At 66.6% G+C, this 25,168-nt stretch carries 23 protein-coding genes; 11 read left to right on the forward strand and 12 right to left on the reverse strand.

Annotation, left to right across the window (positions count from 1 at the left end; translation table 11 throughout):
* Positions 1 to 51: 51 nt before the first annotated feature.
* Complete coding sequence (gene phnY, locus HWX07_RS22780) at positions 52 to 1,506, reverse strand: phosphonoacetaldehyde dehydrogenase (protein ID WP_175877757.1); 1,455 nt, start codon at positions 1,504 to 1,506, stop codon at positions 52 to 54.
* A gap of 27 nt (positions 1,507 to 1,533) precedes the next feature.
* Positions 1,534 to 2,772 carry a phosphonoacetate hydrolase gene (gene phnA, locus HWX07_RS22785; RefSeq protein WP_175877758.1) on the reverse strand — a complete coding sequence of 413 codons (1,239 nt, stop codon included), beginning with the start codon at positions 2,770 to 2,772 and terminating at the stop codon, positions 1,534 to 1,536.
* A 218-nt stretch (positions 2,773 to 2,990) separates the two neighbouring features.
* On the opposite strand from phnA, the gene HWX07_RS22790 reads away from it, so the two are divergent.
* From HWX07_RS22790 to HWX07_RS22820, 7 genes are all read left to right on the forward strand, one after another.
* The gene (locus tag HWX07_RS22790; protein WP_175788760.1) at positions 2,991 to 4,046 is read left to right on the forward strand and encodes a putative 2-aminoethylphosphonate ABC transporter substrate-binding protein; all 1,056 of its coding nucleotides are present in this window, start codon (positions 2,991 to 2,993) and stop codon (positions 4,044 to 4,046) included.
* A 97-nt stretch (positions 4,047 to 4,143) separates the two neighbouring features.
* Entirely contained in the window at positions 4,144 to 5,235 is a 1,092-nt protein-coding gene (locus HWX07_RS22795) for a putative 2-aminoethylphosphonate ABC transporter ATP-binding protein (protein WP_175877759.1), read from the forward strand.
* Positions 5,232 to 6,959, forward strand: a complete 1,728-nt coding sequence (locus tag HWX07_RS22800) for a putative 2-aminoethylphosphonate ABC transporter permease subunit (protein WP_175877760.1) — start codon at positions 5,232 to 5,234, stop codon at positions 6,957 to 6,959. Before HWX07_RS22795 ends, HWX07_RS22800 begins: the two co-directional genes overlap by 4 nt.
* A 47-nt stretch (positions 6,960 to 7,006) precedes the next feature.
* On the forward strand, positions 7,007 to 8,137 hold the full coding sequence (locus tag HWX07_RS22805) for a 2-aminoethylphosphonate--pyruvate transaminase (protein ID WP_175877761.1): 1,131 nt from the start codon (positions 7,007 to 7,009) through the stop codon (positions 8,135 to 8,137).
* 96 nt (positions 8,138 to 8,233) lie between these two features.
* On the forward strand, positions 8,234 to 9,622 hold the full coding sequence (locus HWX07_RS22810) for an FAD-dependent oxidoreductase (protein ID WP_175877762.1): 1,389 nt from the start codon (positions 8,234 to 8,236) through the stop codon (positions 9,620 to 9,622).
* 511 nt (positions 9,623 to 10,133) lie between these two features.
* Positions 10,134 to 10,409 carry a DUF4105 domain-containing protein gene (locus HWX07_RS22815; RefSeq protein WP_175877763.1) on the forward strand — a complete coding sequence of 92 codons (276 nt, stop codon included), beginning with the start codon at positions 10,134 to 10,136 and terminating at the stop codon, positions 10,407 to 10,409.
* Complete coding sequence (locus HWX07_RS22820; RefSeq protein ID WP_124479649.1) at positions 10,406 to 10,678, forward strand: hypothetical protein; 273 nt, start codon at positions 10,406 to 10,408, stop codon at positions 10,676 to 10,678. Before HWX07_RS22815 ends, HWX07_RS22820 begins: the two co-directional genes overlap by 4 nt.
* Positions 10,679 to 10,803: 125 nt before the next feature.
* Here the strand turns inward: HWX07_RS22820 and HWX07_RS22825 are convergent, their stop codons facing one another.
* A complete protein-coding gene (locus HWX07_RS22825; RefSeq protein WP_175877764.1) occupies positions 10,804 to 11,529 on the reverse strand; it encodes a phosphonate utilization associated transcriptional regulator in 726 nt (241 codons plus the stop codon).
* 208 nt (positions 11,530 to 11,737) lie between these two features.
* Positions 11,738 to 13,909, reverse strand: coding sequence for a phospholipase C, phosphocholine-specific (locus HWX07_RS22830; protein ID WP_175877765.1), 2,172 nt, complete (start codon positions 13,907 to 13,909; stop codon positions 11,738 to 11,740).
* Between the two features lie 229 nt (positions 13,910 to 14,138).
* On the opposite strand from HWX07_RS22830, the gene HWX07_RS22835 reads away from it, so the two are divergent.
* Positions 14,139 to 15,074: a LysR family transcriptional regulator gene (locus HWX07_RS22835; RefSeq protein ID WP_175877766.1), complete on the forward strand. Its 936-nt coding sequence runs from the start codon at positions 14,139 to 14,141 to the stop codon at positions 15,072 to 15,074.
* Positions 15,075 to 15,170: 96 nt separating this feature from the next.
* On the opposite strand, the gene HWX07_RS22840 is transcribed toward HWX07_RS22835, so the two are convergent.
* Positions 15,171 to 16,811 carry an L-lactate permease gene (locus HWX07_RS22840; RefSeq protein WP_175877767.1) on the reverse strand — a complete coding sequence of 547 codons (1,641 nt, stop codon included), beginning with the start codon at positions 16,809 to 16,811 and terminating at the stop codon, positions 15,171 to 15,173.
* A gap of 129 nt (positions 16,812 to 16,940) precedes the next feature.
* Complete coding sequence (locus HWX07_RS22845; RefSeq protein WP_175877768.1) at positions 16,941 to 17,132, reverse strand: hypothetical protein; 192 nt, start codon at positions 17,130 to 17,132, stop codon at positions 16,941 to 16,943.
* Between the two features lie 97 nt (positions 17,133 to 17,229).
* On the opposite strand from HWX07_RS22845, the gene HWX07_RS22850 reads away from it, so the two are divergent.
* A complete protein-coding gene (locus HWX07_RS22850) occupies positions 17,230 to 17,547 on the forward strand; it encodes a DUF4148 domain-containing protein (protein WP_175877769.1) in 318 nt (105 codons plus the stop codon).
* Positions 17,548 to 17,622: 75 nt separating this feature from the next.
* Here HWX07_RS22850 and gshA read toward each other — a convergent pair whose 3' ends face one another.
* The 3 genes from gshA to ada form a co-directional block, all read right to left on the reverse strand.
* Positions 17,623 to 19,236: a glutamate--cysteine ligase gene (gshA, locus tag HWX07_RS22855; protein WP_175877770.1), complete on the reverse strand. Its 1,614-nt coding sequence runs from the start codon at positions 19,234 to 19,236 to the stop codon at positions 17,623 to 17,625.
* A 475-nt stretch (positions 19,237 to 19,711) separates the two neighbouring features.
* Positions 19,712 to 20,671, reverse strand: coding sequence for an AlkA N-terminal domain-containing protein (locus tag HWX07_RS22860; protein ID WP_175877771.1), 960 nt, complete (start codon positions 20,669 to 20,671; stop codon positions 19,712 to 19,714).
* Entirely contained in the window at positions 20,668 to 21,759 is a 1,092-nt protein-coding gene (gene ada / locus HWX07_RS22865; protein ID WP_175877772.1) for a bifunctional DNA-binding transcriptional regulator/O6-methylguanine-DNA methyltransferase Ada, read from the reverse strand. The genes HWX07_RS22860 and ada overlap by 4 nt, the downstream gene beginning before the upstream one ends.
* A gap of 430 nt (positions 21,760 to 22,189) precedes the next feature.
* Between ada and HWX07_RS22870 the strand changes: the two genes are divergently transcribed.
* Positions 22,190 to 22,603 carry a VOC family protein gene (locus tag HWX07_RS22870; RefSeq protein ID WP_175877773.1) on the forward strand — a complete coding sequence of 138 codons (414 nt, stop codon included), beginning with the start codon at positions 22,190 to 22,192 and terminating at the stop codon, positions 22,601 to 22,603.
* A gap of 41 nt (positions 22,604 to 22,644) precedes the next feature.
* Here HWX07_RS22870 and HWX07_RS22875 read toward each other — a convergent pair whose 3' ends face one another.
* The 3 genes from HWX07_RS22875 to speG all read right to left on the reverse strand — a co-directional run bounded on the left by HWX07_RS22875 (position 22,645) and on the right by speG (position 24,779).
* Entirely contained in the window at positions 22,645 to 23,199 is a 555-nt protein-coding gene (locus HWX07_RS22875; protein ID WP_006477425.1) for a YaeQ family protein, read from the reverse strand.
* Positions 23,200 to 23,386: 187 nt separating this feature from the next.
* Positions 23,387 to 23,734, reverse strand: a complete 348-nt coding sequence (locus HWX07_RS22880; protein WP_006477424.1) for a hypothetical protein — start codon at positions 23,732 to 23,734, stop codon at positions 23,387 to 23,389.
* 502 nt (positions 23,735 to 24,236) lie between these two features.
* Positions 24,237 to 24,779 carry a spermidine N1-acetyltransferase gene (gene speG, locus HWX07_RS22885; protein WP_175877774.1) on the reverse strand — a complete coding sequence of 181 codons (543 nt, stop codon included), beginning with the start codon at positions 24,777 to 24,779 and terminating at the stop codon, positions 24,237 to 24,239.
* Positions 24,780 to 24,930: 151 nt separating this feature from the next.
* On the opposite strand from speG, the gene HWX07_RS22890 reads away from it, so the two are divergent.
* Positions 24,931 to 25,101, forward strand: a complete 171-nt coding sequence (locus tag HWX07_RS22890; protein ID WP_006489933.1) for a hypothetical protein — start codon at positions 24,931 to 24,933, stop codon at positions 25,099 to 25,101.
* Positions 25,102 to 25,168 lie beyond the last annotated feature (67 nt).

Below are 25,168 nucleotides of genomic sequence, written 5' to 3' on the forward strand. Positions count from 1 at the left end.
GAATAACGCCCGCACCGGCCGCAACGCCGGCGCGGGCGCCTTACACGCCGCTTACCACGGCAACGAATACGTCTTCGTATTCGTGAAGCTCTTCATCGCTTCCTGCACGCCCTCCTTGTACCCGAGCCCCGAGTCCTTCACGCCGCCGAACGGCGTCAGTTCGAGCCGATAGCCGGGCACTTCGCGCACGTTCACGCTGCCGACTTCCAGCTCGGTGATGAAGCGCGTGATGTGGTCGAAGCGGTTCGTGCATACCGACGACGACAGCGCGTAGTCGGTGCTGTTCGACATCCGGATCGCTTCGTCGATGTCGCGAAAGCGCATGATCGGCGACACCGGCCCGAAGGTTTCATGCTTGACCAGCGGCATGTCGGGGGTCACGCGATCGACCACCGTCGGCGAATACAGCGCGCCGTCGCGCACGTTGCCGACCAGCAGCCGCGCCCCGCGCGCAATCGCGTCGTTCACCTGCTGCTCGCAGAATTTCGCGGCCGCTTCGTCGATCACGGTGCCCATGTCGACCGACGGATCGGACGGATTGCCGTACGACCAGGCGCGCGTCTTCTCGACGACGAGTTCCGTGAAGCGATCGGCCACCGCCTCATGCACGAGCATCCGCTTGATCGCCGTGCAGCGCTGCCCGGAATTCTTGTACGAGCCCGACACCGCGAGCGTGCTCGCTTCGTCGAGATCGGCGTCTTCCATCACGATGATCGGATCGTTGCCGCCGAGTTCGAGCACCGCGCGCCGGTAGCCCATCCGCGCGGCGATCGACTTGCCGATCGACACGCCGCCGGTGAACGTGATCATGTCGATCGCCGGGTTCGTGATCAGCTCGTCGGCGATCTCCTTCGGGTCGCCGGTGATCACCTGCAGCATCTGCGGCGGCAGGCCGGCTTCGTACAGGATGTCCGCGAAGCGATAACACGACAGCGGCACCTTCTCCGACGGCTTCACGACGATCCGGTTGTTTGTCGCGACCGACGGCACGATCTTGTGCGCGACCTGGTTCATCGGATGATTGAACGGCGTGATCGCAGAAATCACGCCGAGCAGCGGATCGCGCTGCGTGTACACGCGGCGCTTCTTGCCGTGCGGCGTCAGATCGCACGAGAAGATCTGCCCGTCGTCCTTCAGCACTTCGCCGGCGCCGAAGGTCAGCACGTCGGCCACGCGGCCGGCTTCGTACGTCGAATCCTTGATGCACAACCCGGCCTCGGCCGTGATCAGCGCCGCGATCTCGGCGGTGCGCGCACGCACGATGTCGGCCGCGCGACGCAGGATCGCCGCGCGATCGTGGCGCGTGAGCGTCGGCCGGTACGCGCGCGCGACCGCGAATGCGCGGCGCACGTCGTCGAGCGTCGCCTTCGGCACGGTGCCGACCAGCGTGCCGTCGTACGGGTTGCGTACTTCGATCACCGCGTCGCGGTAGATCTTTTCACCGTCGATTCGCAGTGCTTCACGATTAGGCGTGCGGACATCCGTCGATGCTGCAATGGCATTCATGAGTGTCTCCTGGCGGATGCGGCCGCGTCACTGCAGATGGTTGAGCGCGATGTCGATGATGTCGAAGTTGCGCAGCCGCGCGCGGCCCGTGACGTCGGTCGCGACCGGCTTGCTGAAGATCAGCGGCACGATCTGCTCGGAGATCCCGCCGTGCGAGCGCAGCGGCACGTCGAGGCCCGACAGGTCGTGCTTGATGCGGCGCGTGCCGAGCACGACGTCCTGCTTCGAGATCACGATCAGGTCGCCCATCCGCGCGGGCGGCAGCTCGAAGCGCGCGCAGCCCTCGACGCCCGTCAGCACGACCTCGATGCCGTCGACCGCGGCGAGCCGCGCGCGCAGCGCGTCGGTGTCGGCGGACGCCGGCACGTAGACGGTCGCGAACGAGCCGAGCGCGCCGTGGTGGACGACGTACGGATCGGTGATCGGCAGGATCACGCGTGCCGCATCGTGGCCGAGCCATTCGTCGAACAGCTCCTGCAGGTAGATCACGTTCGGCTCGCCGGTCGCGTCGTCGTGCTTCGCGTTCATCCCGTGATCGGCGGTGATCGCGACGATCGCGCCGAGTGCGTCGAGGCGCTGCAGGTAGGTGTCCATCATCGCGTAGAACGCGTTCGCGCCGGGCGTGCCGGGTGCGCACTTGTGCTGCACGTAGTCGGTCGTCGACAGGTACATCAGGTCGATCGGGCGCGTCTCGAGCAGGCGCACGCCGGCCGCGAACACGAATTCCGACAGGTCCGCGCTGTACACGCTCGGCACCGGCTTGCCGACCAGCTCGAGCACGTGGTCGATGCCGTTTTCCTCGACATTCGCCTCGTCGGCCTTTTCCGACGAGAAGCAGATGCCCTTGAGCCCCTTGCCGAGCAGGCGGCGCAGCTTGTCCTTCGCGGTGACGACCGCGACGCGCGCGCCCTGCTCGGCGAAGGTCGCGAGCACGGTGGGCGCGACGAGGTACTTCGGATCGTTCATCAGCACCTCGGCGCCGGTGTCGCGATCGTAGAAGTAGTTGCCGCTTATCCCGTGGATCGCCGGCGGCACGCCGGTGACAATCGACAGGTTGTTCGGGTTCGTGAAGCTCGGCACCACGCACTCGCCCTTGAGCGCCGTGCCGGGCTTCAGCAGCGTGCGCAGGAACGGCGCGACGCCGGCCTCGGCGGCTTCTTCCAGATATTCGTATGCGCAGCCATCGACGCAGACGACCACCACGGGCCGGCTCATCCAGTTGTAGCGGCGGCCGTTCACTTCCACGGATACAGGCGTTTCAGTCATGACGTTCATTCCTTTCAGGTCGAAGGGTGTGAGCCGTCGGCGCCCGCGCCGCGCCGAAGGGAGGTGTTTTCCATGCTTGACATTAAAATTGATGATTTGTAGATTGTCAACAACATGCAGAGAACAGAAAGCAAAACTCGAAAGCACGAGGAAGCACAAGAGGGCTGGTCTCCACTCATCCGCCGTGTGCCGCGGCGCCACAGTCAAGGGGTCTGAAGATGAACGAAGTGCCGGTAAACAAGCGTTTGAACGCATGGGCGGCGGGCGCGGCCCGTGTCGCGCTGGCTGCGGCGGTGGCGCTCGGCGCCGCGCAGGCAGCGCACGCGAAGACGTCTCTGCTGGTCTACACCGCGCTGGAAGACGAAGCGATGAAGCCCTACAAGGACGCGTTCGAGAAAGCGAACCCCGATATCGAGATCCGCTGGGTGCGCGACTCGACCGGCTCGGTCACCGCGAAGCTGCTCGCGGAGAAGAACAACCCGCGCGCGGACGTCGTGCTCGGCCTCGCCGCGTCGAGCCTCACGCTGCTCGACCTGCAGGGCATGCTGATGCCGTACACGCCGAAGGGCTTCGACCAGCTCACGCGCAAGTACAGCGACGCGAACACGCCGCCGCACTGGGTCGGCATGGACGTGTGGGGGGCGACGATCTGCTACAACCGCGTCGCCGCGCAGGCGAAGAACCTTCCGAAGCCGACGTCGTGGGAAGACCTGACGAAGCCGGTCTACAAAGGCGCGATCGTGATGCCGAGCCCGGTGTCGTCGGGCACCGGCTACCTCGACGTGACCGCGTGGCTGCAGACCTTCGGCGACGATAAAGGCTGGAAATTCATGGACGCGCTCGACAAGAACGTCGCGCAGTACGTGCACTCGGGCTCGAAGCCGTGCACGCTCGCCGGCACCGGCGAATTCCCGATCGGCATCTCGTTCGAGTTCCGCGGCCACGAACTGCAGTCGCAGGGCGCGCCGATCGATCTCGTGTTCCCGAAGGAAGGGCTCGGCTGGGACATGGAAGGCACGGCGATCATGAAGACGACGAAACAGCCGGACGCCGCGAAGAAGCTCGCCGACTTCATGGCGAGCAAGGAAGCGAACCAGATCACCGCGCGCTGGTGGGCGATCGTCGCGTATCCGGGCGTCGCGCGGAAGCTGGCCGGCATCCCCGACAACTACTCGGACCTGCTCGTGAAGAACGACTTCGTGTGGTCGGCGAAGAATCGCCAGTCGATCCTCGATACGTGGCAGAAGCGCTACGGCGCGAAAGCCCAGCAATAACGCCGCGACCGGCAGCGGGGCCGCGCCGCGCGCCGCCCCGCGCCGCCCTTTCCGTCGTCGAATCCGGCCCCCGGGCCGCCCCTCTCTGGAGGCGCGCATGGCACCTTATCTGAGCGTAGAACGCATCGAGAAGCGGTACAACGACACGCAGGTCCTCACCGACATCAACCTGAGCGTGATGAAGGGCGAGATGATCTGTTTCCTCGGGCCGTCCGGCTGCGGGAAGACCACGCTGCTGCGGATCATCGCGGGGCTCGAGACGCAGAACGCCGGCCACATCATGCAGGACGGCCGCGACATCTCGCGGCTGCCGCCGCAACTGCGCGACTACGGCATCGTGTTCCAGTCGTATGCGCTGTTCCCGAACCTCACCGTGTACGACAACGTCGCGTACGGGCTCGTGAACCGCAAGATGAAGCGCGACGCGATCCACGAGCGCGTGCACACGCTGCTCGCGCTGGTCGGTTTGCCCGACAGCCATCGCAAGCATCCGGGCCAGTTGTCCGGCGGCCAGCAGCAGCGCATCGCGCTGGCGCGTGCGCTCGCCACCTCCCCCGGCCTGCTGCTGCTCGACGAGCCGCTGTCGGCGCTCGACGCGCGTGTGCGCGTGCGGCTGCGCCAGGAAATCCGCGCGCTGCAGCAGCGGCTCGGCGTGACGACGATCATGGTCACGCACGACCAGGAAGAAGCGCTGTCGATGGCCGATCGCATCGTCGTGATGAACCACGGCGTGATCGAACAGATCGGCACCCCGCTCGAAATCTACCGGCAGCCCGCGTCGCCGTTCGTCGCGGACTTCATCGGCCGCGTCAACACGATTCCCGCCGAAGTCGCGCAGGACGGCACGCTGCGCGCGGGCGGCGTCGGCTTCGACTGCCGCCATGGCGCGCTCCGCCCCGCGCAGGGCGCGGCGGTGTCGGTCTACGTGCGGCCGGAGGACCTGCGCATCCGCGTGCCGGGCGAGACGGCCGACAACGTGCTGGCCGGCCGCGTCGAGAAGCTCGAATTCCTCGGCGCGTTCTGCCGCGTGAGCTTCCGGATCGACGGGCTCGACGGCCAGGAGATCGTCGCCGACCTGTCGTATCACGACGTCGACCGCACCGGCGTGCAGGCCGGCGCGCGCATCGACCTCGCGCTCGATCGCGAGCATGTCCGCGTGTTCCCGTGCGCGAAGGAGCGACTGCAATGAGCACCGTCCTGACCGAGCGCCGCCGCGGCGCGTCCGCCCCCGCCGACGTGCGGCAAGTCACGCACTGGCACGACCGCCTCGCGCAATTCGCGCTCGTCGCGATGGCCGCGCTGATGTCGCTGTTCCTGCTGCTGCCGCTCGCGCTCGTCGTGCAGAAATGCTTCGTCGACGCGGACGGGCGTTTCGTCGGCATGCACAACTTCGTCGAGTACCTGGAGGACAGCGGCGTGCTCCGCTCGATGCTGCATTCGCTGACGGTCGGCGCGCTCGTCACGATGATCGTCGTGCCGATGGCGTTCACGTTCGCGTACGCACTGACACGCTCGTGCATGCCGCTGAAGAACGCCGCACGCACGATCGCGCTGCTGCCGCTGCTCGCGCCGACGCTGCTGTCGGCCGTGTCGTTCATCTACTGGTTCGGCAATGCGGGGCTGTTGAAGCCGCTGCTGCACGGCCACTCGATCTACGGGTTGCCGGGCATCGTGCTGAGCATGGTGTACGCGTCGTTCCCGCACGTGCTGATGATCCTCGTCACCGCGCTGTCGCTCGCGGACGGCCGGCTCTACGAGGCTGCCGACGCGATGGGCACGCGCCGCATCCGCAAGTTCTTCACGATCACGCTGCCCGGCGCGAAGTACGGGCTGATCAGCGCGACGATGGTCGCGTTCACGATGTGCATCAACGACTTCGGCGTGCCGGTCGTGATCGGCGGCTCGTACAACGTGCTGTCGACCGACATCTACAAGCTGATCATCGGGCTGCAGGATTTCAACCGCAGCGCGGTCGTGAGCCTGATGCTGCTGTGCCCGGCGCTCGTCGCGTTCGGCGTCGACTACTTCATCCGCCGCCGCCAGCAGTCGCAGCTCGGCGCGCGCTCGACGCCGTACCAGCCGAAGCCGTCGCGCGGCTTCGACGCCGCGATGCTCGCGTACTGCGCGCTGGTGTGCGCGTTCTTCATCGCGGTGGTCGGCATCTCGGTGTTCGCGTCGTTCGTGAAGTTCTGGCCGTACCAGATGACCCTCGGGATGCAGCATTACGAGATGGGACTGATCGGCGCCGGCATCTTCGACGCTTACAAGAACAGCCTGCGGATGGCCGCGACGGTGGCGCTCGGCGGCACGATCGTCGTGTTCGGCGGCGCCTACCTGATCGAGAAGACCCGCGGTGCACGCTGGCTGCGCGGCTTCATCAGCCTGTGCGCGATCTTGCCGATGGGCGTGCCGGGGCTCGTGCTCGGCATCAGCTACATCTTCCTGTTCAACGCGCCCGGCAATCCGCTGAACGGGCTGTACGGATCGCTGTGGCTCCTGGCCATCGTCACGGTCGTCCACTACTACGCGTCGAGCCATCTCACCGCGGTGACCGCGCTCAGGCAGATCGACGGCGAGTTCGAGGCCGTATCCGCGTCGCTGAAGGTGCCGTTCTACAAGACCTTCCTGCGCGTCACGGTACCCGTGTGCCTGCCCGCGATCCTGCTGATCGCGCGCTATCTGTTCGTCAACGGGATGACGACGGTGTCGGCCGTCGCGTTCCTGTACTCGCCGGACACGCAGCCCGCGTCGGTCGCGATCCTGAACCTCGACGACGCGGGCCAGATGGGCCCGGCCGCCGCGATGGCCACGCTCGTGCTCGCGACCTCGTCGTTCGCGTGCGTGCTGTTCGCCTGCATCTCGCACCGCCTGCTGCGTCGCACGCAGGCGTGGCGCCATCCGCATCGCTGTTGATTCCCTGCCGTATCCCCGTGACGTCCCGACTTCATCAAGGAGACACCATGACGCTCGCCGCCCCGCCCATCCTGCTCACCCCCGGCCCCCTGACGACCTCCGACCGCACGCGCGACGCGATGCTGCGCGACTGGGGTTCGTGGGACGGCGACTTCAACGCGATCACCGCGCGGCTGCGCGAACGCCTGCTGCGGATCGTGCACGGCGAAGGCACGCACGAATGCGTACCGCTGCAAGGCAGCGGCACGTTCTCGGTCGAGGCGGCGATCGGCACGCTGGTGCCGCGCGACGGCCACGTGCTGGTGCCGAACAACGGCGCGTACTGCCAGCGCCTCGCGAAGATCTGCCGCGTGCTCGGCCGGCGGCTCACGACGATCGACTACCGCGAGGATCGCCGCGTCGATCCGGCCGACGTCGAGCGCGCGCTCGCGGCCGATCCGTCGATCACGCACGTCGCGCTCGTGCACTGCGAAACCGGCGCCGGCGTGCTGAACCCGCTGCACGACATCGCGCTGGTCGTCGCCCAGCACCGGCGCGCGCTGATCGTCGATGCGATGAGCTCGTTCGGCGCGATCGACATCGACGCGCGCACGACGCCGTTCGACGCGGTGATCGCCGCGTCCGGCAAATGCCTCGAAGGCGTGCCCGGGCTCGGCTTCGTGATCGCGAAGCGCAGCGCGCTCGAACGCTGCGAAGGCAACAGCCACTCGCTCGCGATGGACCTGTACGACCAGTGGGTCTACATGCAGCGCACGACGCAGTGGCGCTTCACGCCGCCCACGCACGTGGTCGCCGCGCTCGACGCGGCCGTCGCGCAATACGTCGACGAAGGCGGGCTCGCCGCGCGCGGCGGCCGCTATCAGCGCAACACCCACGCGCTGATCGACGGGATGCGCGCACTCGGCTTCCGGCCGTTCCTCGATCCGGCGATCCAGGCGCCGATCATCGTCACGTTTCACGCGCCGGACGATCCGAACTACGACTTCAAGCGGTTTTATCAGGAGGTCAAAAAGCGCGGCTACATTCTGTATCCGGGCAAGCTGACCGAAGTGGAGACGTTCCGCGTCGGCTGCATCGGCCATTTTGGCGAAGCGGGCATTCCAGGCGCCGTCGCCGCGATCGCCGACACGCTGCGCGCGATGGGCGTGCGCCGCGTGTCGGCCGAAGCGGCGGCCTGACGATGTGACGCGATGTACCCGGCCGCGTGCGCAGGTGCATGCGGCCGCCCGTTTTTCCGGCCGTGCGCCGCACGGCCCCTTATCGACGAACCTCCGATGCGACCTTTCTGGATCGAACAAGCGCTGTTCAACGACGGCGATCTCGCCCCCGCGCTGCAAGGCGCGACGCAGGCCGACGTGTGCATCGTCGGCGGCGGCTTCACGGGCCTCTGGACCGCGATCCAGGCGAAGCAGCAGAACCCCGCGCTCGACATCGCGATCCTCGAAGCCGACCTGTGCGGCGCCGGCGCGAGCGGCCGCAACGGCGGCTGCCTGCTCACGTGGTCCGCGAAATTCCTGACGTTGCGGCGCCTGTTCGGCGAAGCCGAGGCGATCCGGCTCGTGAAGGCGTCGGAAGCGGCCGTGCAGCACATCGCCGATTTCTGCCGCGCGCACGACATCGATGCCGAATTGCGGCTCGACGGCACGCTGTACACCGCGACGTCGCGCGCGCAGGTCGGCACGCTCGCGCCGGTGCTCGACGCGCTCGCCGCGTGCGGCATCCACAGCTACGAGCCGCTGCCGCCCGCCGAGGTCGCGCGCCGCTCGGGCTCCGCGCGCAATCTCGACGGCGTCTACTCGCCGATCGCCGCGACCGTGCATCCCGGCAAGCTCGTGCGCGGGCTGCGCCGCGTCGCGCTTGCGATGGGCATCCGGATCTACGAGCGCACGCCGATGCTCGACTTCACGCCCGGCCAGCCCGCCGTCGTGCGCACGCCGTCCGGCAGCGTCACGGCGGGCAAGCTCGTGTTCGCGATCAACGCGTGGATGGCGAGCCGCTTCCCGCAATTCGAACGCACGATTGCCGTCGTGTCGAGCGACATGGTCATCACCGAGAAATGCCCGGAGCTACTCGAGAAGACCGGGCTCGTGGACGGCGTATCGGTGCTCGATTCGCGGATCTTCGTGTACTACTACCGCACGACGGCCGACGGGCGGCTGATGCTCGGCAAGGGCGGCAACACGTTCTCGTGGCGCAGCCGCATCGCGCCCGTGTTCGATCGCCGTTCGCCGTACGAGGCGCAGCTCACGCACGGCCTGCGCGAATTCTTTCCGTCGCTTGCGGGCGTGCCGATCACCGCAAGCTGGAACGGGCCGTCGGATCGTTCGGTGACGGGCTTCCCGTTCTTCGGCCGCCTCGACGACGCGCCTAACGTGTTCTACGGCTTCGGCTATTCGGGCAACGGCGTGGGGCCGACCTACATGGGTGGGCAGATCCTGTCGTCGCTGGTGCTAGGCCTCGACAACGCGTGGACGCGCAGCCCGATCGTGCGCGGCCCGCTCGGCCTTTTCCCGCCGGAGCCGATCCGCTATGTCGGCGCGCACGTCGTGCGCAACGCGATTCGGCGCAAGGAGCGCGCGGAGGACGAGAGCCGGCAGCCGTCGGCCGTCGATACGTGGCTCGCGAAGTTTGCGAGCGCGGCGGGGAAGGCTGACAAGGCGTGACTGGCGAGTGCAATGCCGCGGGGGCAGGAAAGGCCAGCGGCTCGCCAGCACCATCACGTCGCCAGCTTCTGTCGAACCCGCACATCGACCGGACAACAAGTGAGAGAATCCCGCTAATAGAACAAGTCCAATCCCTGGTGCCGCGTTTGTTCCTAAACGAGATACTCCCCGTGAAAACAATCACGCATGGATAAGACAAGTCTCATATAAAATGGAACTTATAAAACAGCATACTGCATTACGTATTTTATTTTTGCCGTTTCAATATCTCGATTTTATTATATAAATCCGCATGATAGAATTTCAAAAATTCGACCAATAGAAATCCTTCTTTTCCTTCATGCACTCATCAACAACCATCGAAATTTTGATTAGCGACTCCCGCTCCGTCTCAAGAGGGTCACAGTTCGGACATGCCGCGATTGCAGTCGATGGAGTCGTATATGGTAGAGCGCACCCCGGATGGGACGTCGATAACATCCTGAACTATCTAAATCGCCAGCAGACCAAGATGCAACGCGATACGATCGGCTATCTCCTCCATACATCCAAGGATGAGAAAAAGATCATCGTTTCCGAGATAAAAAGACGACGACACGAAAACAAGCCATACTCTCTCGTCGACAATAATTGCTCATCGAACATAGCCGAAATACTTGGCAAGGCGGGAATCCTGGCTTACGACCCACGGTGGCAACTGCCGGGTATCATAGCCCCCGTAGACTTGATGACAGGTCTGCGCCATTCGAAACGCCTGATTGGAATCCGACGATATCCGAAGAAATGAAACGCCTCCTGCTATTGACCACACTCACTGTGATGATCAGCGCGTGCTCGAAATACAAAGATGAGGAATGGACGGCGCTTCAGGATATGCCTGCGTTTGCCGAACCAAACGACGACAGGACCCAACCGATCTTTACGATCAGGAAAGGCGAGTCTTGTGTTCCACTGACGGATCGTGTTGCCAAAATCTATGCATACACGCAAGTGGACTGCAAATCTGGTACCGGCTGGGTGCTGGATGATGCCTTCGATAAACGACACCGCAAATAATCACCTGCTGGCGATCATGGTATTTGGCCGGGGCCACGTCGATTTCGACCGAGGCTACGCCCGCCCGGCGTAACGAGCGGCCGGCCCGTAACCGAGCGGTGTGCGACGACACGCACCGTGTCCGTTCACGCGCCGGCCTTCTCCCGCGCCGCCTTGCCCGTCGCCGGCAACCCCTGCTCATGCGTGCGGCGCATCCGCGCAAGACCGTGCGCGACGTGCTCGCGCACGAGCGCGACGGCCTTTTCCTCGTCGCCGGCCGCGAGCGCCTGCACGATCTTGTCGTGCTCCGCCGCCGACACCGCGATCGCATCCTCCTCGGCCTCGATCGCCGCCTGGCGCAGCAGGCCGAGCTGACGCACGAGCCGGCGATAGGTATCGGTGAGGTGCGTATTGCCGACACCGACCACCATCGCGTCGTGGAACTGCACGTTCAGCTCGGTATAGCGCGTGACGTCGTGCGTCTTCGCGGCGTCCTTCATCGACTGGATGATGCCCTTCAGCACCTTCAGCGTCTCGGGCGAGCTGCGCTTCGCGAGCGCGCGCGCGACCGACTCGTCGAGCATCGCGCGCACTTCGTAGATCTCCTCGGCCTCGCGCAGCGGCACGACCCGCACGGTCACGCCGCGGTTCTTCTCATTGCGCAGCAGCCCGGCCTGTTCGAGCGCGCGGAAAGCTTCGCGCACCGGGCCGCGCGACACGTTCAGCTTGGTCGCGATATCGACTTCGTTGAGCTTTTCGCCGGGCGCATATTCGCCGGACACGATCGCACGCTCGAGCATGTCCTGGACGATCATCGCGAGCGACTGGCTTTGCAGGAGTTCGATGGCGCTGAGCGCGTTCGGGGCAGTCATGGTCGGGCAGGCAGCGAGGCTGTGGGTAAAAGCGAGGGCGCCATATCGGCGAATGATCGTTGTATACCCTCGGCCCCGCACATTGTCAACAGTTTTCAGTTTCCAAAATCTCATCCGCGTGCCGGAGTGCAGTGGACATGCAACCGGCACGCAGCGGTCACGCGCGGCGATGGAACTGTCCCGCTTCGCGCGACCGCCTGCGCCGCCGTCAGGCCGTGTGCTTCACCGGCCCCGGGTCGCTCTGACTCGGCCGGCCCGTCTCGACGTGGCCCGCGAAGCGGCGCACGACCTTGTCGTCGCCGCCGCGCAGCGTGGTCGCGGTGATCGTCAGATCGTACCAGCCGTGGCTCGACGACAGCTCGAAGTGCGCCTCGACGCGCTCGCCCGGCTCCAGCGTGTAGGTGCGCGCATGCGCATGGCTGTACGCGTTGTCGACCGTCACGCGGCACGCCGCGCGGCCGCTGTTGCGCAGTTGCAGGTACACGTGGCGATTGCGCACGTCGTAGCCGATCTTCGCTTCGGGGTTCGCGTGGCGACCGTCCGCGGCGAGCCGCGTGTTGCCCTGGAACTCGCACAGATAGCCGTTCGGGCCGTAGGCGGCCAGATGGTACTCGCCGCGCGCGGCCGAGGTGCTCCACGTATCGACGAAGCGGTCGCGCGCGGACACCGCGTAGCGGCGCGGCGGCGTCGCCGGGTTGCGGCGGTCGTACACGTAGAACGCGGCGCCCGCGTCGCCGGTGTTCGCGAAGTCGAGCGACACCGTGTCGTCATGCGCGCCCACCCGGCTGTGCACGAACAGTTCGTACGGCAGCGCACGCGCCGGACGCGTGCCGGGTTCCTGCGCCGGCATCGATTGCTGCGCGGGCACCTGGTACGCCTGGCCGGCGGTGGCGATGTGCTGCGGCACCGTGAAGCTCACCGTGCGCGTGTCGGGACGCGCGGAGAAGTCGAACGCCGACGTGAGGTCGCCGCAGATCGACCGCCGCCACGCGCTGATGTTCGGCTCCTTCACGCCGAAACGCGCTTCGAGGAAACGCAGCACCGACGTATGGTCGAACGTCTCCGAGCAGACCCAGCCGCCCTTCGTCCACGGCGAGATGATGATCAGCGGCACGCGCGGCCCGAGGCCGATCGGCTGGATGCCGCCCGGGTCGGCGCCCGGCACGAGCGGGCTCATTTCGCCCGGGTACTTGTTCAGGTCGAGCAGCTCGTCGCCGAGGTTCGACAGCAGGTTCGACGACACGATGCCCTGCCCGCCCACGCCGCTCGTGACCGGCGGCACCGGCGGCACGACGTGGTCGAACAGCCCGTCGTTCTCGTCGTAGTTCAGGATGAACACCGTCTTCGCCCACACCTCGGGGTTCGACGTCAGCGCCTCGAGCACCATGTTGATGTAGAACGCGCCGTCGGTCGGCGACGCCTGCGGGTGCTCGCTGTACTTGTACGGCGCGACGATCCACGACACCTGCGGCAGCCGGTTGGCCTGCACGTCGGCCTTCAGCTCGGCGAGCGTGTGGTCCGACGCGCCCTTGTCGACCAGCGGGCCGCTCGCGCCTTCCTTCACCTGGAAGCGCTTGAAGAACATCAGCGAGTTGTCGGTGTAGTTGTCGGTCGGGTCGCCCGGGATGCCCGTGCCGCCCTGGTACACCTTCCAGCTGATCTTCGCGTTCTCGAGGCGTTCCGCGTAGGTCGTCCACGTGTAGCCGTTCACGTCGTCGCGCTCACCGATGCCCGGGCCGTTCGGCGGGTTGCCGTAGACGTTGCGCGGGTCGACCGTGCCGGTCCACAGGTAGATCCGGTTCGGCGCCGTGTCGGCATGCGCGGAGCAGAAATACGAATCGCAGATCGTGAACGCGTCGGCGAGCGCGTAGTGGTACGTGAGATCCTGGCGCTTCAGGTAGCCCATCGTCAGCACGTCCTGTTTCTGGTTCACCCACTGATCCCACTGGCCGTTGTTCCAGGACAGGTGGCCGCTGCTCCAGCCATGGTTGGTGCCCGGCTGGAATTCGGTCGTCTGCTTCGGGTCGAGATAGAACGGCAGCACGTACGGCGCCGACGGATCGAGCCCGCGCGAATGGTAGTTCTTCGTGAACACCGACGCCGTCGGCTGTTGCCACACCGGTGCGCCGTTCGGCAGCAGGTGCGGGCGCGGGTCGTTGAAACCGCGCACGCCGCGCAGCCCGCCGAAGTAATGGTCGAACGAACGGTTTTCCTGCATGAAGATCACGACGTGCTCCACGTCGCGGATCGTGCCCGTGCGATAGGCGGCCGGCATCGCCAGCGCATTGCGGATCGCGGGCGGAAAGCCCGCGTAGGCGGCCATCGCGCCGGCCGACTGCGCGGCGAGGCGCAGGAAATCGCGTCGATTGTTCGAAGACATGAAGAGCACCTGTGGTCGGTGGGAGTGGGGGCGCCGGGCGAGCGGACCGGCGATCTGGCGTCGCCGTTATTACCCCGCACCGGCATGTCCCGGCCGTGACCGGTTCCCGCAGGTTTCTTGCGGTCACCCCCAGCTTTTTTTCGAAGTCTCGCACGGCGCGTCTTTCATCCGGCCGACATATGCCTGCGCTACGCTGACGCGCGATGAAGAGGGGGGGAGAAGCCGAGTCGTGTTCGATCAGCTGAAGGCGTTCCACGCGACCGTCCGGCAGGGCAGCATCACGCGCGCCGCGCGCCACCTGGGCGTGAGCCAGCCGACGATCGCCGCGCAGATCCGGCAGGTCGAGCAGGTGTACGGCGTCGAGCTGTTCTACCGCAGCGGCCGCAAGCTCGAGGTGACCGAGACGGGCATCGAGCTGCTGCCGCTCGTCGAGAAGATGATCGCGCTCGAGGCGCAGGCCGACATCATGCTGCGCAACGTCGGCGGCCTGTTCGAGGGCCATCTGCGGATCGGCGCGACGGGCCCGTACTACATCATGGATGCGGTCGGCCGCTTCTCGAACGCGCACCCGTCGATCGCGCTCACGTGCCGGATCGGCAACTCCGAGGAAATCCTGCAGGCGCTGCAGGAATTCCGCATCGATCTCGCGGTCTCGTCGCAGCGCAACGACGCCGACGGCCTCGAACGCAAGGTGATCTCGACCGATCCGCTCGTGCTCGTCGTGCACCGCCATCATCCGCTCGCGCGGTTCGATTCGATCGACGCGGCGCGGCTCGCCGACGTGCGGCTGCTGATTCGCGAGGAAGGGTCGGTCACGCGCCGCTGCACGGAGACGATCCTCGCCACGGCCGGCGTCACGGCGACATCGGTCGCCGAGATCGGCAGTCGCGAAGCGATCCGCGAGGCGATCCTGCATGGCGTCGGCGGCAGCCTGTTTCCGCTCGGCGAAGCTGAACGCCATCCGGACCTGCGCGTGATCGCGCTGCGCGGCGTCGACACGACGATCGACGAATACGTGTACTACCTGAAAGCGCGCCGCCAGAGCCCCGCGATCGACGCATTTCTCGCATGCATCCTGCCGGGCGGCGGCGAAGCGGCCGGCGCGGTCGATGCTGCTGACGCGATCGAAACCGGACGAACGATGCGGCGGGCGAGCGCGCGCTGAGCCGCCGCGCGTTCACCGCTTCCGCGCATTACCTGGCGCTTTTCCCGCGCCTTCCCTCGTTTTTCCTCGTGCCTTCCTTCTGTCGTTGCGCTCACCTCACTTCGGCAGCGCCGGAATCATCCAGGTCAGTACGTGCTGCTGCAGGAACACCAGCACGCCGAGCAACAGCGTGAGGATCACGCTGTGCCAGAAAGTGCGTGCGAACACGACACCCTCCTGCCCCTTCAGGTCCGTCGTCGACACGCCCGTCGCGATGTTCTGCGGCGAGATCATCTTGCCCATCACGCCGCCCGACGAGTTGGTCGCGGCCATCAGCACCGGATCGAGGCCGAGCTGCCGCGCGGCGACGACCTGCAGGTTGCCGAACAGCGCGTTGCCCGACGTGTCGCTGCCGGACAGGAACACCGCGATCCAGCCGAGCGATGCCGACACCAGCGGGAACAGCGCGCCGGTCGACGCGACGCCGGTGCCGAGCGTGTAGCTGATGCCCGAGTAGTTCAGCAGGTACGCGAGCCCGACGATCATCATCACCGTGACGATCGCGATCCACGTCTGCCGCCACGTCTTCACCACGCACTCGACGAACGCGCCGGGGCCGGTGCGCGTCAGCGCGGCCGTGATGATTGCCGACACGAGGATCGCGGTGCCCGTGCCGAGCGGCTGGAAGTCCCAGATCGCCGCATACGGCTTGTGGTACAGCGACACGTATACGGCGTTGTGCAGGCCCGGCCACTTGATCTTCACGTCGCCGATCGCCGCGATGTTCGCGTGCACCCACACGATCACGACCACCGACACGACGAGCCACGGCAGCCAGCCGCCGAAGCCCGCGCGCGCGGCGCCGGCGGCGGCCGGCACGCTGCGCGCGAGCGCGTATTGCGGATCGGGCTGCGGCTTCCACATCTGCAGGAAACCGATCGTCACGATCAGCGACGTGAGCGACGACAGCACGTCGGTGAGCTGGTAGCCGAGGAAGTTCGACGTGACGAACTGCGCGATCGCGAAGCTGCCGCCCGACACGAGCAGCGCGGGCCACAGCTTCGCGATCGAGCGCAGCCCGCCGTACGCGCCGACCACGTAGAACGGCAGCAGCAACGCGAAGAACGGCAACTGGCGGCCGACCATCTGCGCGAGCGTCGCGGGCGGCAGCGACGTGACCGCGCCGAGCACGGTGATCGGCACGCCGAGCGCGCCGAACGCGACCGGCGCCGTGTTGAACAGCAGCGTATAGGTGAGCGCTTCGAGCGCGGGAAAGCCGAGCGCGATCAACAGCGCGCTCGTAATCGCGACCGGCGTGCCGAATCCGGAGATCCCTTCGAGCAGACAGCCGAACGAGAACGCGACGACGAGCAGCACGAGGCGGCGATCATCGGGCAGGTTGTCGAGCATCCACTGCCGGAACTGGTCGAAGCGGCCCGACTTCACCGCGATGTTGTACAGCAGCAGCGCGTTGAAGACGATCCACATCACCGGCACGACCGCGAGCGCCATGCCGGCGCCGACCGCGTTGAACGCGAGCCCGGCCGGCATCCCCCACGCGCCGATCGCCACCGCCAGGCCCGCGACGAGCCCGGCGAGCGACGCCTGCCATGCGGGGCGGCGCAGCACGCCGAGCGCGATCAGCGCGACCGCGATCGGAATCGCGGCGACGAGGAACGACAGGAGCAGCGAGTGGGCGACGGGCGTCAACGGTTGAGCGAAGACGATGCCGGGCGGTAGGGCGTCGGTAGGGTTCATCGTGTCTCCAGAGTCGACCCGGTTCGCATGTCGATGCGCCGGGTTCGGGTCAAGGCGATGTCCTGCAGTCACGGCCACGATCAGGCGCTTGCTTACGCAACGACGTTGCGCGGCCAACCGATCGGTCGCTTAAAAGAGGTTAGGAGGCGCGACGCGCTTGTACAAGGGGGAGAAGCCCGATGCGGGCGAGCCGATGGGAGCCAGCCGCCGCGCGATGACCGGCAGATGGCGCGCGGCTGGCGCTTTCGACAGGAAACCCGTCGCGGCCGGTTCACCGGTGCGCGCAATGTTGCGCGGCAGGAAAAGGTGACTGCCAGCCACGACGATGTTTCGTTTGGCCTCCGAAGCCTAGACTGGCTGCATCGTTTCCGGCCGCGCCGGCGATGGCTCGGCACCGGAACCTCACGGAGCACACACGATGAAGACGATGAAACACGCGGCATGCGCATTCGTGCTGATCGGCGCGGCGTTCGCCGCTCATGCGCAAGCCGCGTCGACGCTCACCCGCGCGCAGGTCCGCCAGGAACTCGTGGAACTGGAGGCCGCCGGCTACCGGACGAGCCTCGCAAGCAGTCCCGACTTTCCGCGGAACATGCAGGCGGTCATGCAGCGTGCCGCGCAGGCGCGCGGTGAAGGCGGCGTTGCCGGTTACGGCAGCGACGGCCGGGCGACCGGGGAATCAGGCAAGCCGGCGCTGCCGCACGCAATCGACCGCGGCACGTATGCGCACCACTGACCGGCTCACCGACGGAACCGGATGGATCGCACGGCAGCGGCGCGGCACACGCCGCGCCGGCCGCATGCGCGATCGTCACACGCTGAAGCGGTTCAGCGTATAGGCGCGATAGGCGGCGACGAATGCGTCGAACGATCCGGCCTCCTTCGCTTCGAGTTCGGCCTGCTCGGCCAGCGACTTGGCGGCAAGCGCCTGCTCGGCGTGCAGCGTCTCGGCCGACGGCGGATGCGCGCGGAAATGCGCCGCATGCGCTTCGCTCTGCGCGAGCCCAAACGCGAGGAATGACTGGCCATTCTCGCGCATCGTGCGCAGCACGCGCGCCGACGGCGTGCGCTCCGGATCGGCGAGCTTCTCGCGTTGCGCCGCGATCGCGCGCGCATGCTCGTCGCCGCCGCGGATTTCGTCGAGCCGGCGGCCGACGATTTCGATATCGGCCATCAGTTCATCGGCCCACTGCTGCAGCGTGACCGATTGACCTTCGCGCGTCAGCGTGAGCCCCGGCTTGCGGCCGTCCAGCGTCACGCTGCCGAAGTTCGCGTTCGCTTCCTTGTACGCGTCGCAGTCGAGCGGCGCGCTTTCGTCGAGCGCGCAGGCGAGCAGGAACGCGTCGATGAAGCGCGCGGTCTCCAGCGCGATGCCGGTCGGCTCGAACGGGTCGATGTCGAGGCAGCGCACTTCGATGTACTGCACGCCGCGCGACGCGAGCGCATGCAGCGGCCGCTCGCCCGAATAAGTGACGCGCTTCGGCCGGATCGTCGAGTAGAACTCGTTCTCGATCTGCAGCACGTTCGTGTTGATCTGGATCCACTCGCCGTCGCGATGCGTGCCGATCGCCTCGTACGCCGGATACGGCTCGCTCACGGCCTTCGACAGCGCGTCGAGATAGCCCGGCAGCGTGTTGTAGTCGACGTGCAGCGCGGCCTGGGCCGTCGTGTTCGAGTAGCCGAGATCGCTCATGCGCAGGCTGGTCGCATACGGCCGGTACAACGTATCGGCGTCGAACGTGTCGAGCTTGTGCGGCTTGCCGCGCAGGAACTTCGTGTCGAGCACCGGCGACGCGCCGAACAGGTACATCAGCAGCCAGCTGCGGCGGCGGAAGTTGCGGATCTGCGCGAGATAGCGTTCCGACTGGTAATCAACGAGCGTCGCCGTCGATTCTTCTTCCTCATGCAGGCGCCGCCACACTTCCTCGTGCAGCGAGTAGTTGTAGTGGATGCCGGCGATGCACTGCATCGTGCGGCCGTAGCGATACGCGAGGCCGCGCCGGTACACCGTCTTCAGGCGGCCGATGTTCGACGTGCCGTAGTTGGCGATCGGGATCTGGTCGTCGGCCGGCAGCAGGCCGGGCATCGAATCGTTCCACAGGATCTCGTCGCCGAGCGATGCGTACACGTAGCGATGCAGATCGTCGAGGCGTTCGAGCGTGAGCGCGGCGTCGCGCTCCGCGGGCGTGATCAGTTCGATCAGCGCTTCGGAATAGTCGGTCGTCAGCGCCGGATGCGTGAGCGCCGAACCGAGCGCGCGCGGATGCGGCGTGAACGCGATCATCCCGTCGCGCGTCACGCGCAGGCTTTCCTTCTCGATGCCGCGCAGGCCGTCGGGCAGATGCTGCCGCGTCGGGCCCGAGCTCAGCGCGTCGAGGCGTTTCAGCAGCAGTTCGGACTGGCGGTGAGTCATGGTGTTCGACATGGAGACGCAAGTGCGTGACGGCCGCGCGCAGAACGCCGCGCGCGGCCGGCTGGATTGTTGGTCGCTTCGTTGGTAGCGGGCACTTTAACATCTCGCCGGAAGCCGCGCTTGAGGTGGCCGCGGGCACGGCGCGCGGGCCGGAGCGGGCGATCGGGCGGGGTGGGCGCGGCGGTCCCGGTCCGTATCACCGGTTCCCGACGAAGCCGATCGGCACGCCGGTCAGCGAGATTCGTCGGACGAAACGTGAGCGGCGAACGGGTGGCGGCAGGTGCAACCGCGCCGCTGGATCGATCGCGAAACGACGCGGGCGCAGTCATCGCACGCGCTACATTGGGCCGGCATCGGAAGTAGTGTAGAAGCGCCGCGACGGCGCCGCGTCACGTCCCCGGCGCTTGCCGCCTACCGCATGCCGGCACCGCGTGCGCAATGGGTTGCGGCGCCGCCTTTCTTGTTGCCGCACCCGGCCGCGGCGCGCTTATCCGCCGCGCGCGCCGCCTGCCCGATCGGCCACTTCGTTCCATAGATGCAACGCCGCATACGCACGCCACGGCCGCCAGCCTTCGGTGCGGTGCTTCTGGCTGGCGAGCCGGTCGAGTGCCGGGTCGCGCGCGGCAATCGACTGCATCAGCACGAGATCGGAGGCCGGCCACGCGTCCGGGTCGCGCCACGCGCGCATTGCGATGTATTCGACGGTCCACGGGCCGATGCCGGGCAGATCGAGCCACGCGCTGCGCAGCGTCGCGAGATCGGCATGCGCGCGATCGACCGGCACGTCGCCGGCCGCCACCGCGCGCGCCACGCCGGTCAGCGCCGCCACGCGCTTGCCGGGCATCCCGATCTTGTCGAGATCGCACGCGGCCAGCGCATCGGGCGTCGGGAAACGCCACGCGGGCGCGCCGTCGTCTTCATGGATCACGCGTTCGCCGGCCCGTTCGACGAGCCGGCCGACGATCGTCGTCGCGGCCTTCACGCTCACCTGCTGGCCGACGATCGCGCGCACGGCCAGCTCGAACCCCGACCACGCACCCGGCACGCGCAGCCCGGGCGCGGCCTCGACGAGCGGCGCGAACCACGGGTCGCGCGCGAGGCCGCCACCGATCGCGGCCGGATCGGCGCCGAGGTCGAACATCGTCGCAACGCGTGCGGCAAATGCATCGTCGACGTGACGCGCGACCGCCCCTTCGACGGTCGCGATTAGGCAATGCTTGCGCGGATGTTTCGTGACGGTGAGCCGGCCCGCATCGCCGTGCAGATCGACGATGCGGCGATACACGCCGTCGGCGACCTGCTCGACACCGGGAATCGCGCGCCCGCTGAAGAAGCGCAGCACGCGCGCCCAATCGTACGGCGCCTTGTAGCGCAGCTCCCTCTGCGCGGACGGCGGCACAAGGCCGCCGTTCGCGAGGGACGTAATCGTTGTCGTGTCGATGCTCAAACCGCACTGCCCTCCGTCTCGGCTTCGGCTTCATCGTGGTGAACATGACGCGCCTCGGCCGCGAGCAGCGTCGCCTTGCGGCGCACGCCCCAGCGATAGCCGGCGAGCGCGCCGCCCTTCTGCACGACGCGGTGGCACGGGATCGCGAGCGCGACCGGATTCGACGCGCACGCGGACGCCACCGCCCGCACCGCGCGCGGCGAGCCGAGCGCCTCGGCGATCTCCGAATAGCTGCGCGTTTCGCCGTACGGGATATGCGTCAGCGCTTCCCACACGCGCTGCTGGAACGCGGTCGGCGCGATGTCGAGCGGCAGGTCGAACGCCTGCCGCGTGCCGTCCAGGTACGCGCGGATCTGCGTGACGAACGGCGCGAGCCGGGCCGACGCTTCGACCAGTTCGGCGCGTGCGAACGTGTCGTTCAGCTCGCCGACGAGCGACGCCGCGTCGTCGCCGAACGCGATCCGGCAGATGCCTTGCTCGGTGGCGGCGACGAGCACCGTGCCGAGCGACGTCGACGCGGTCGCATAGTCGATCCGCAGGCCGGCGCCCTGGCGGCGGAACGCGGACGGCGCCATTCCCAACTCCCTCGGCACCGATGCATAGAGCCGCGACGGCGAGTTGAACCCCGCGTCCACGGCTGCCTGCGTGACCGGCTGCCCGCTTTGCAGCGCCTGCCGCAACGCGGCGCCGCGCTGAGCGGCCTGATATTGCCGCGGCGACACGCCGACCACGCGCTTGAAGAGGCGCTGCAAGTGAAACGGGCTCACGTGCACGGCACCGCTCAACTGCTGCAGCGTGAGCCGCTCGGCATGCGCATCGAGCACCGCGCATGCACGATTGACGATTTCCAGCTCGCGCGGCAGCCCTTCCGGCTGACACCGCTTGCAGGGCCGGAAGCCGGCCGCGCGCGCGGCCGCCGGATCGGCGAAAAAGGACACGTTCTCGCGGCGCGGCTGTCGCGACGCGCAGGTCGGGCGGCAGAACACGCCGGTCGTGCTGACGGCATAGAAGAACGCGCCGTCCGCATGCGGATCGCGCTCGGTCACGGCGCCCCAGCGGGCATCGTCGGTCGGATAGGCGGTTTTCATCTGAACCTCGCACTCTCTAGTGTAGATGGTGCCTACTCTAGCCATCGGCACATGCCGTCGCGCCCTGAATCTTGCTCTGTGATTCGTGCCGGCGAGTCGGGGTCGCATCGTTAAAGATCAAAGCCGACGAAACGCGCGCGGCGGCGGCTGCAACGCCGCTTTCGTCATCGTCCCGTCACCTTTTTGTTGCAGTGCGGATGCGACAAATCGCCGTCCTGACGTTTTTTTGCAATCGGAATATTGCGTCGCACCATCGCCGTGTGTATAGTTGGAACTGTCTCCTCCATGTCTCCTCCTGATATGGATTAAGCCCGTTCCGCTCCGCGTGAACGGGCTTTTTTTCGTCCGTCGATTGTGCCGCGTTCCGGCCGGCAGCGCAGGCGCGATGCGTCTACACTCGATGCTCGTCGACTGCGAAGGAGTCCCGCCCATGAAGCCCACCATCCGCGGAATCGATCACGTCGTGCTGCGCGTGACCGACATGGCGGCGATGACGCGCTTTTACTGCGACGCCGTCGGTTGCCATGTGGAGAAGGAACAGCCCGATCTGGGCCTCGTGCAACTGCGCGCCGGCGATGCATTGATCGACCTGCTCACGGTCGGCGGCCCGATCGACCGGCCCGACAGCGGCCCGCCCGGCACCGGGCGCAACCTCGATCATCTGTGCCTGCGCGTCGAGCCGTTCGATCCCGACGCACTGATCGCCCATTTCGCCGCGCATGGCGCGCGGCCCGGCGCGCCGGCCGAACGCTACGGCGCCGGCGGCTACGGGCCGTCGATCTACCTGTTCGATCCCGAAGGCAACATGGTCGAATTCAAGGGGCCGCCGCCCGCGCTCGGCTGAACGCGGCCGGCGCGCGGGCCCTGACGGGCCCGTACGGCCCCTTACGCGCCCTCGCGCGCCTTCAGTACGGTCCACTCGACCGCGACCGGATCGTGGTCGGCGCTCGAGATCCACGCGGTGCCGTCCTGCACCGTGCATTGCAGGCGCATCGTGCGCGCCGCGAGCCGCCCGAGCGCGGCCGCGACGCCGTCGGCGAGCGACAGCACCTGCACGTTGCGCAGTCGTTCGACCTTGCTGCGCACGCCCTGCCACCAGATATCCGACGTCTTGCCGCCGTAGGCGATCACCGTGACCTGCCCGGCGCGGCCGGCCGCCTTCGAGATGCGCCGTTCGTCCGGCTGGCCGGCCTCGATCCACACGTCGATCGCCCCCGTCAGATCCTTCTGCCACAGGTCGGGCTCGTCGACGTCCGACAGCCCCTTGCAGAATTCGAGCCGCTCGTGCGCGAACAGCGCGAACGCGACGATGCGCACCATCATCCGGTCGTCGGTTTCCGACGGATGACGCGCCACCGTCAGCGCGTGATCGGCGTAGTAATGCCGATCCATGTCGGCGATTTGCAGTTCGGCTTTGTAGATCGTGGATTTCAGCGCCATGCGGATGCGGCCCGGGCGGGCATTCGGTTCGGTCGGGCCGTGATGATACCGAATGCGCGCGGTCCGGCGCGCGTGATGCGCGATCCACAGCGCAACGGCCCGGCAGGCGCCGGGCCGTGATGGTTCGCGCCGCCGGCTGGTCGGCCGGCGCGCTCGCGCGTCGTGCGACTGCGCGGTAAATGGACGCTTACTGCTTGACGAAGCGCGAATCGGTCCAGAGGCCTTGCTGGTCGCTGTTGTCGGCGCTGACGAACTGCACGTCGCCCTGATCGACCGACACCACGCGGAAACGCTGGCCTTCCGGTACCGACAGACAGCGGAAGTCGTCGAAGTACTGCTGCTTCGCCTGCGACTTGCCGTCACGTTCGTGATTCAGTACGGAATCCAGATTGTCTTTCGACAGGCAGCCCCATGCGTTCTTCGTCAGCTGGATTTCCTGCTTCGGCTTGACGGCCGAATCGCCGCCGGCCTGCGCAATCGACACAGCGCAAAATGCGCCGACAAGGGCAAAAAGGACACCGGTACGCTTGATCATGTTCTGTCTCCAGGCTTGCGGGCACCAGGCTGGGTTAGCTATGTGTTTAAAGGTGATCGTGAACCCGCGTTTTTCACTTTAGAAGACCGGCAAACGATAGCAAGCACATTTGTTGTGCGACCGCAATAGCGGCGGATTGTCGCACCCCGTGCGCAGGCTGCTTTTCGCGAAATGGGCGCACCCGGCAAGTGCGGCCAAACTGCGCATCGGCCCGCGCCGCCGGGCGGAGAGCGTTACCAGGCAACGCTTTCAGCAAAGTTACAATGCGGCGATTGAACGGTTTGGATAATCCATTTCGCTATCCGGATCATTTTGATGCGATGCACATAAAGTCATCCGAAACGATTCGACTTTACCGCAGCGCGGAATCGCAAATACCTGATACAAGAAAAATGCCAGGTATAAGCGTATCCGTATTTATCCGTAGCTCCCCGCCTGTATTCGGCGCTTGCGAAGCCTCGTCGCAAGCGCTTTTACCGGTGTGGCGTTTACCCTGCTTTATTCAGGCGATTTGCTGCCGCTCGAAATAATCGCGCTGAAAGATGCACATGCGATAAGCGTTGTGATACGCGCCATTCCCGAAAAATTCCTCCTTCAATTCGGCCTCGTGCTGGAATCCGCATTTCTCGTACACGTGGATCGCCGCCGCGTTCGACGTATCGACGATCAGGTACAGCTTGCGCATGTTCAGCACCTTGAACGCGTACTCGATCGCGAGGCGCGTCGCCTGGCCCGCATAGCCGCGCCCCTGGCGCTGCGGCGCGATGATGATCTGGAACTCGCCGCGGCGGTGGATGTAGTCGAGCTCGATCAGCTCGACGAGGCCGACCAGTTCGTCCTGCGCATCGACCGCGACGAAACGGCGCTCGCGCTGGTCGTGCACGTGGCGGTCGTACAGCTGCGACAGTTCCGAGAAGGTTTCGTACGGCTCCTCGAACCAGTAGCGCATGATCTTCGCGTCGTTGTTGAGTTCGTGGACGAAGCGCAGGTCCTGGCGCTCCAGCGGCCGCAGCGCGAGCGTGTTGGTATCGTTCTGGAGTTGCATGTTCATGTCCTTTTTGAGGCCGGCGCACGTGCGGAACGCCCGCGCGGCGCGGCCGCGTTCAGGCCCGTTTCGCACTGTAAGAAATTGAACGCGGGCGAAGTTCAGAGCCTAGAATGGGAGCAAGGGTTCCTGCCACCGCAAGGAGGCTATCGTGATCGAGCAAGTCATCCTCGGAATTTTCCTCGTGCTGCCGCTCGTCATCGTGGCTGCGCTGTTTTCCGACGAACTGTGGCAGGAGCACCGTCGCCAGCATCCGCGCGACGAGAACGCGCCGCACATCGACTGGAAGCATCCGTGGCGCCGCGTGCGACGCGGACATTGACGTCGATCATCGCCATCCGCGACAAGCCCGGCCGGGGCGACCCGGGCCGCGTAACCTGCCGGACACA

It is taken from the genome of Burkholderia sp. BCC0097, assembly GCF_902832985.1.
GTDB lineage: Bacteria > Pseudomonadota > Gammaproteobacteria > Burkholderiales > Burkholderiaceae > Burkholderia > Burkholderia orbicola.

What these genes read in the sequence shown, in the direction of transcription:
- phnY (WP_175877757.1), bottom strand. Translation starts at nt 1,506, where the DNA reads ATGAATGCCATTGCAGCATCGACGGATGTCCGCACGCCTAATCGTGAA.
- phnA (WP_175877758.1), bottom strand. Translation starts at nt 2,772, where the DNA reads ATGACTGAAACGCCTGTATCCGTGGAAGTGAACGGCCGCCGCTACAAC.
- HWX07_RS22790 (WP_175788760.1), top strand. Translation starts at nt 2,991, where the DNA reads ATGAACGAAGTGCCGGTAAACAAGCGTTTGAACGCATGGGCGGCGGGC.
- HWX07_RS22795 (WP_175877759.1), top strand. Translation starts at nt 4,144, where the DNA reads ATGGCACCTTATCTGAGCGTAGAACGCATCGAGAAGCGGTACAACGAC.
- HWX07_RS22800 (WP_175877760.1), top strand. Translation starts at nt 5,232, where the DNA reads ATGAGCACCGTCCTGACCGAGCGCCGCCGCGGCGCGTCCGCCCCCGCC.
- HWX07_RS22805 (WP_175877761.1), top strand. Translation starts at nt 7,007, where the DNA reads ATGACGCTCGCCGCCCCGCCCATCCTGCTCACCCCCGGCCCCCTGACG.
- HWX07_RS22810 (WP_175877762.1), top strand. Translation starts at nt 8,234, where the DNA reads ATGCGACCTTTCTGGATCGAACAAGCGCTGTTCAACGACGGCGATCTC.
- HWX07_RS22815 (WP_175877763.1), top strand. Translation starts at nt 10,134, where the DNA reads ATGCAACGCGATACGATCGGCTATCTCCTCCATACATCCAAGGATGAG.
- HWX07_RS22820 (WP_124479649.1), top strand. Translation starts at nt 10,406, where the DNA reads ATGAAACGCCTCCTGCTATTGACCACACTCACTGTGATGATCAGCGCG.
- HWX07_RS22825 (WP_175877764.1), bottom strand. Translation starts at nt 11,529, where the DNA reads ATGACTGCCCCGAACGCGCTCAGCGCCATCGAACTCCTGCAAAGCCAG.
- HWX07_RS22830 (WP_175877765.1), bottom strand. Translation starts at nt 13,909, where the DNA reads ATGTCTTCGAACAATCGACGCGATTTCCTGCGCCTCGCCGCGCAGTCG.
- HWX07_RS22840 (WP_175877767.1), bottom strand. Translation starts at nt 16,811, where the DNA reads ATGAACCCTACCGACGCCCTACCGCCCGGCATCGTCTTCGCTCAACCG.
- HWX07_RS22850 (WP_175877769.1), top strand. Translation starts at nt 17,230, where the DNA reads ATGAAGACGATGAAACACGCGGCATGCGCATTCGTGCTGATCGGCGCG.
- gshA (WP_175877770.1), bottom strand. Translation starts at nt 19,236, where the DNA reads ATGTCGAACACCATGACTCACCGCCAGTCCGAACTGCTGCTGAAACGC.
- ada (WP_175877772.1), bottom strand. Translation starts at nt 21,759, where the DNA reads ATGAAAACCGCCTATCCGACCGACGATGCCCGCTGGGGCGCCGTGACC.
- HWX07_RS22870 (WP_175877773.1), top strand. Translation starts at nt 22,190, where the DNA reads ATGAAGCCCACCATCCGCGGAATCGATCACGTCGTGCTGCGCGTGACC.
- HWX07_RS22875 (WP_006477425.1), bottom strand. Translation starts at nt 23,199, where the DNA reads ATGGCGCTGAAATCCACGATCTACAAAGCCGAACTGCAAATCGCCGAC.
- HWX07_RS22880 (WP_006477424.1), bottom strand. Translation starts at nt 23,734, where the DNA reads ATGATCAAGCGTACCGGTGTCCTTTTTGCCCTTGTCGGCGCATTTTGC.
- speG (WP_175877774.1), bottom strand. Translation starts at nt 24,779, where the DNA reads ATGCAACTCCAGAACGATACCAACACGCTCGCGCTGCGGCCGCTGGAG.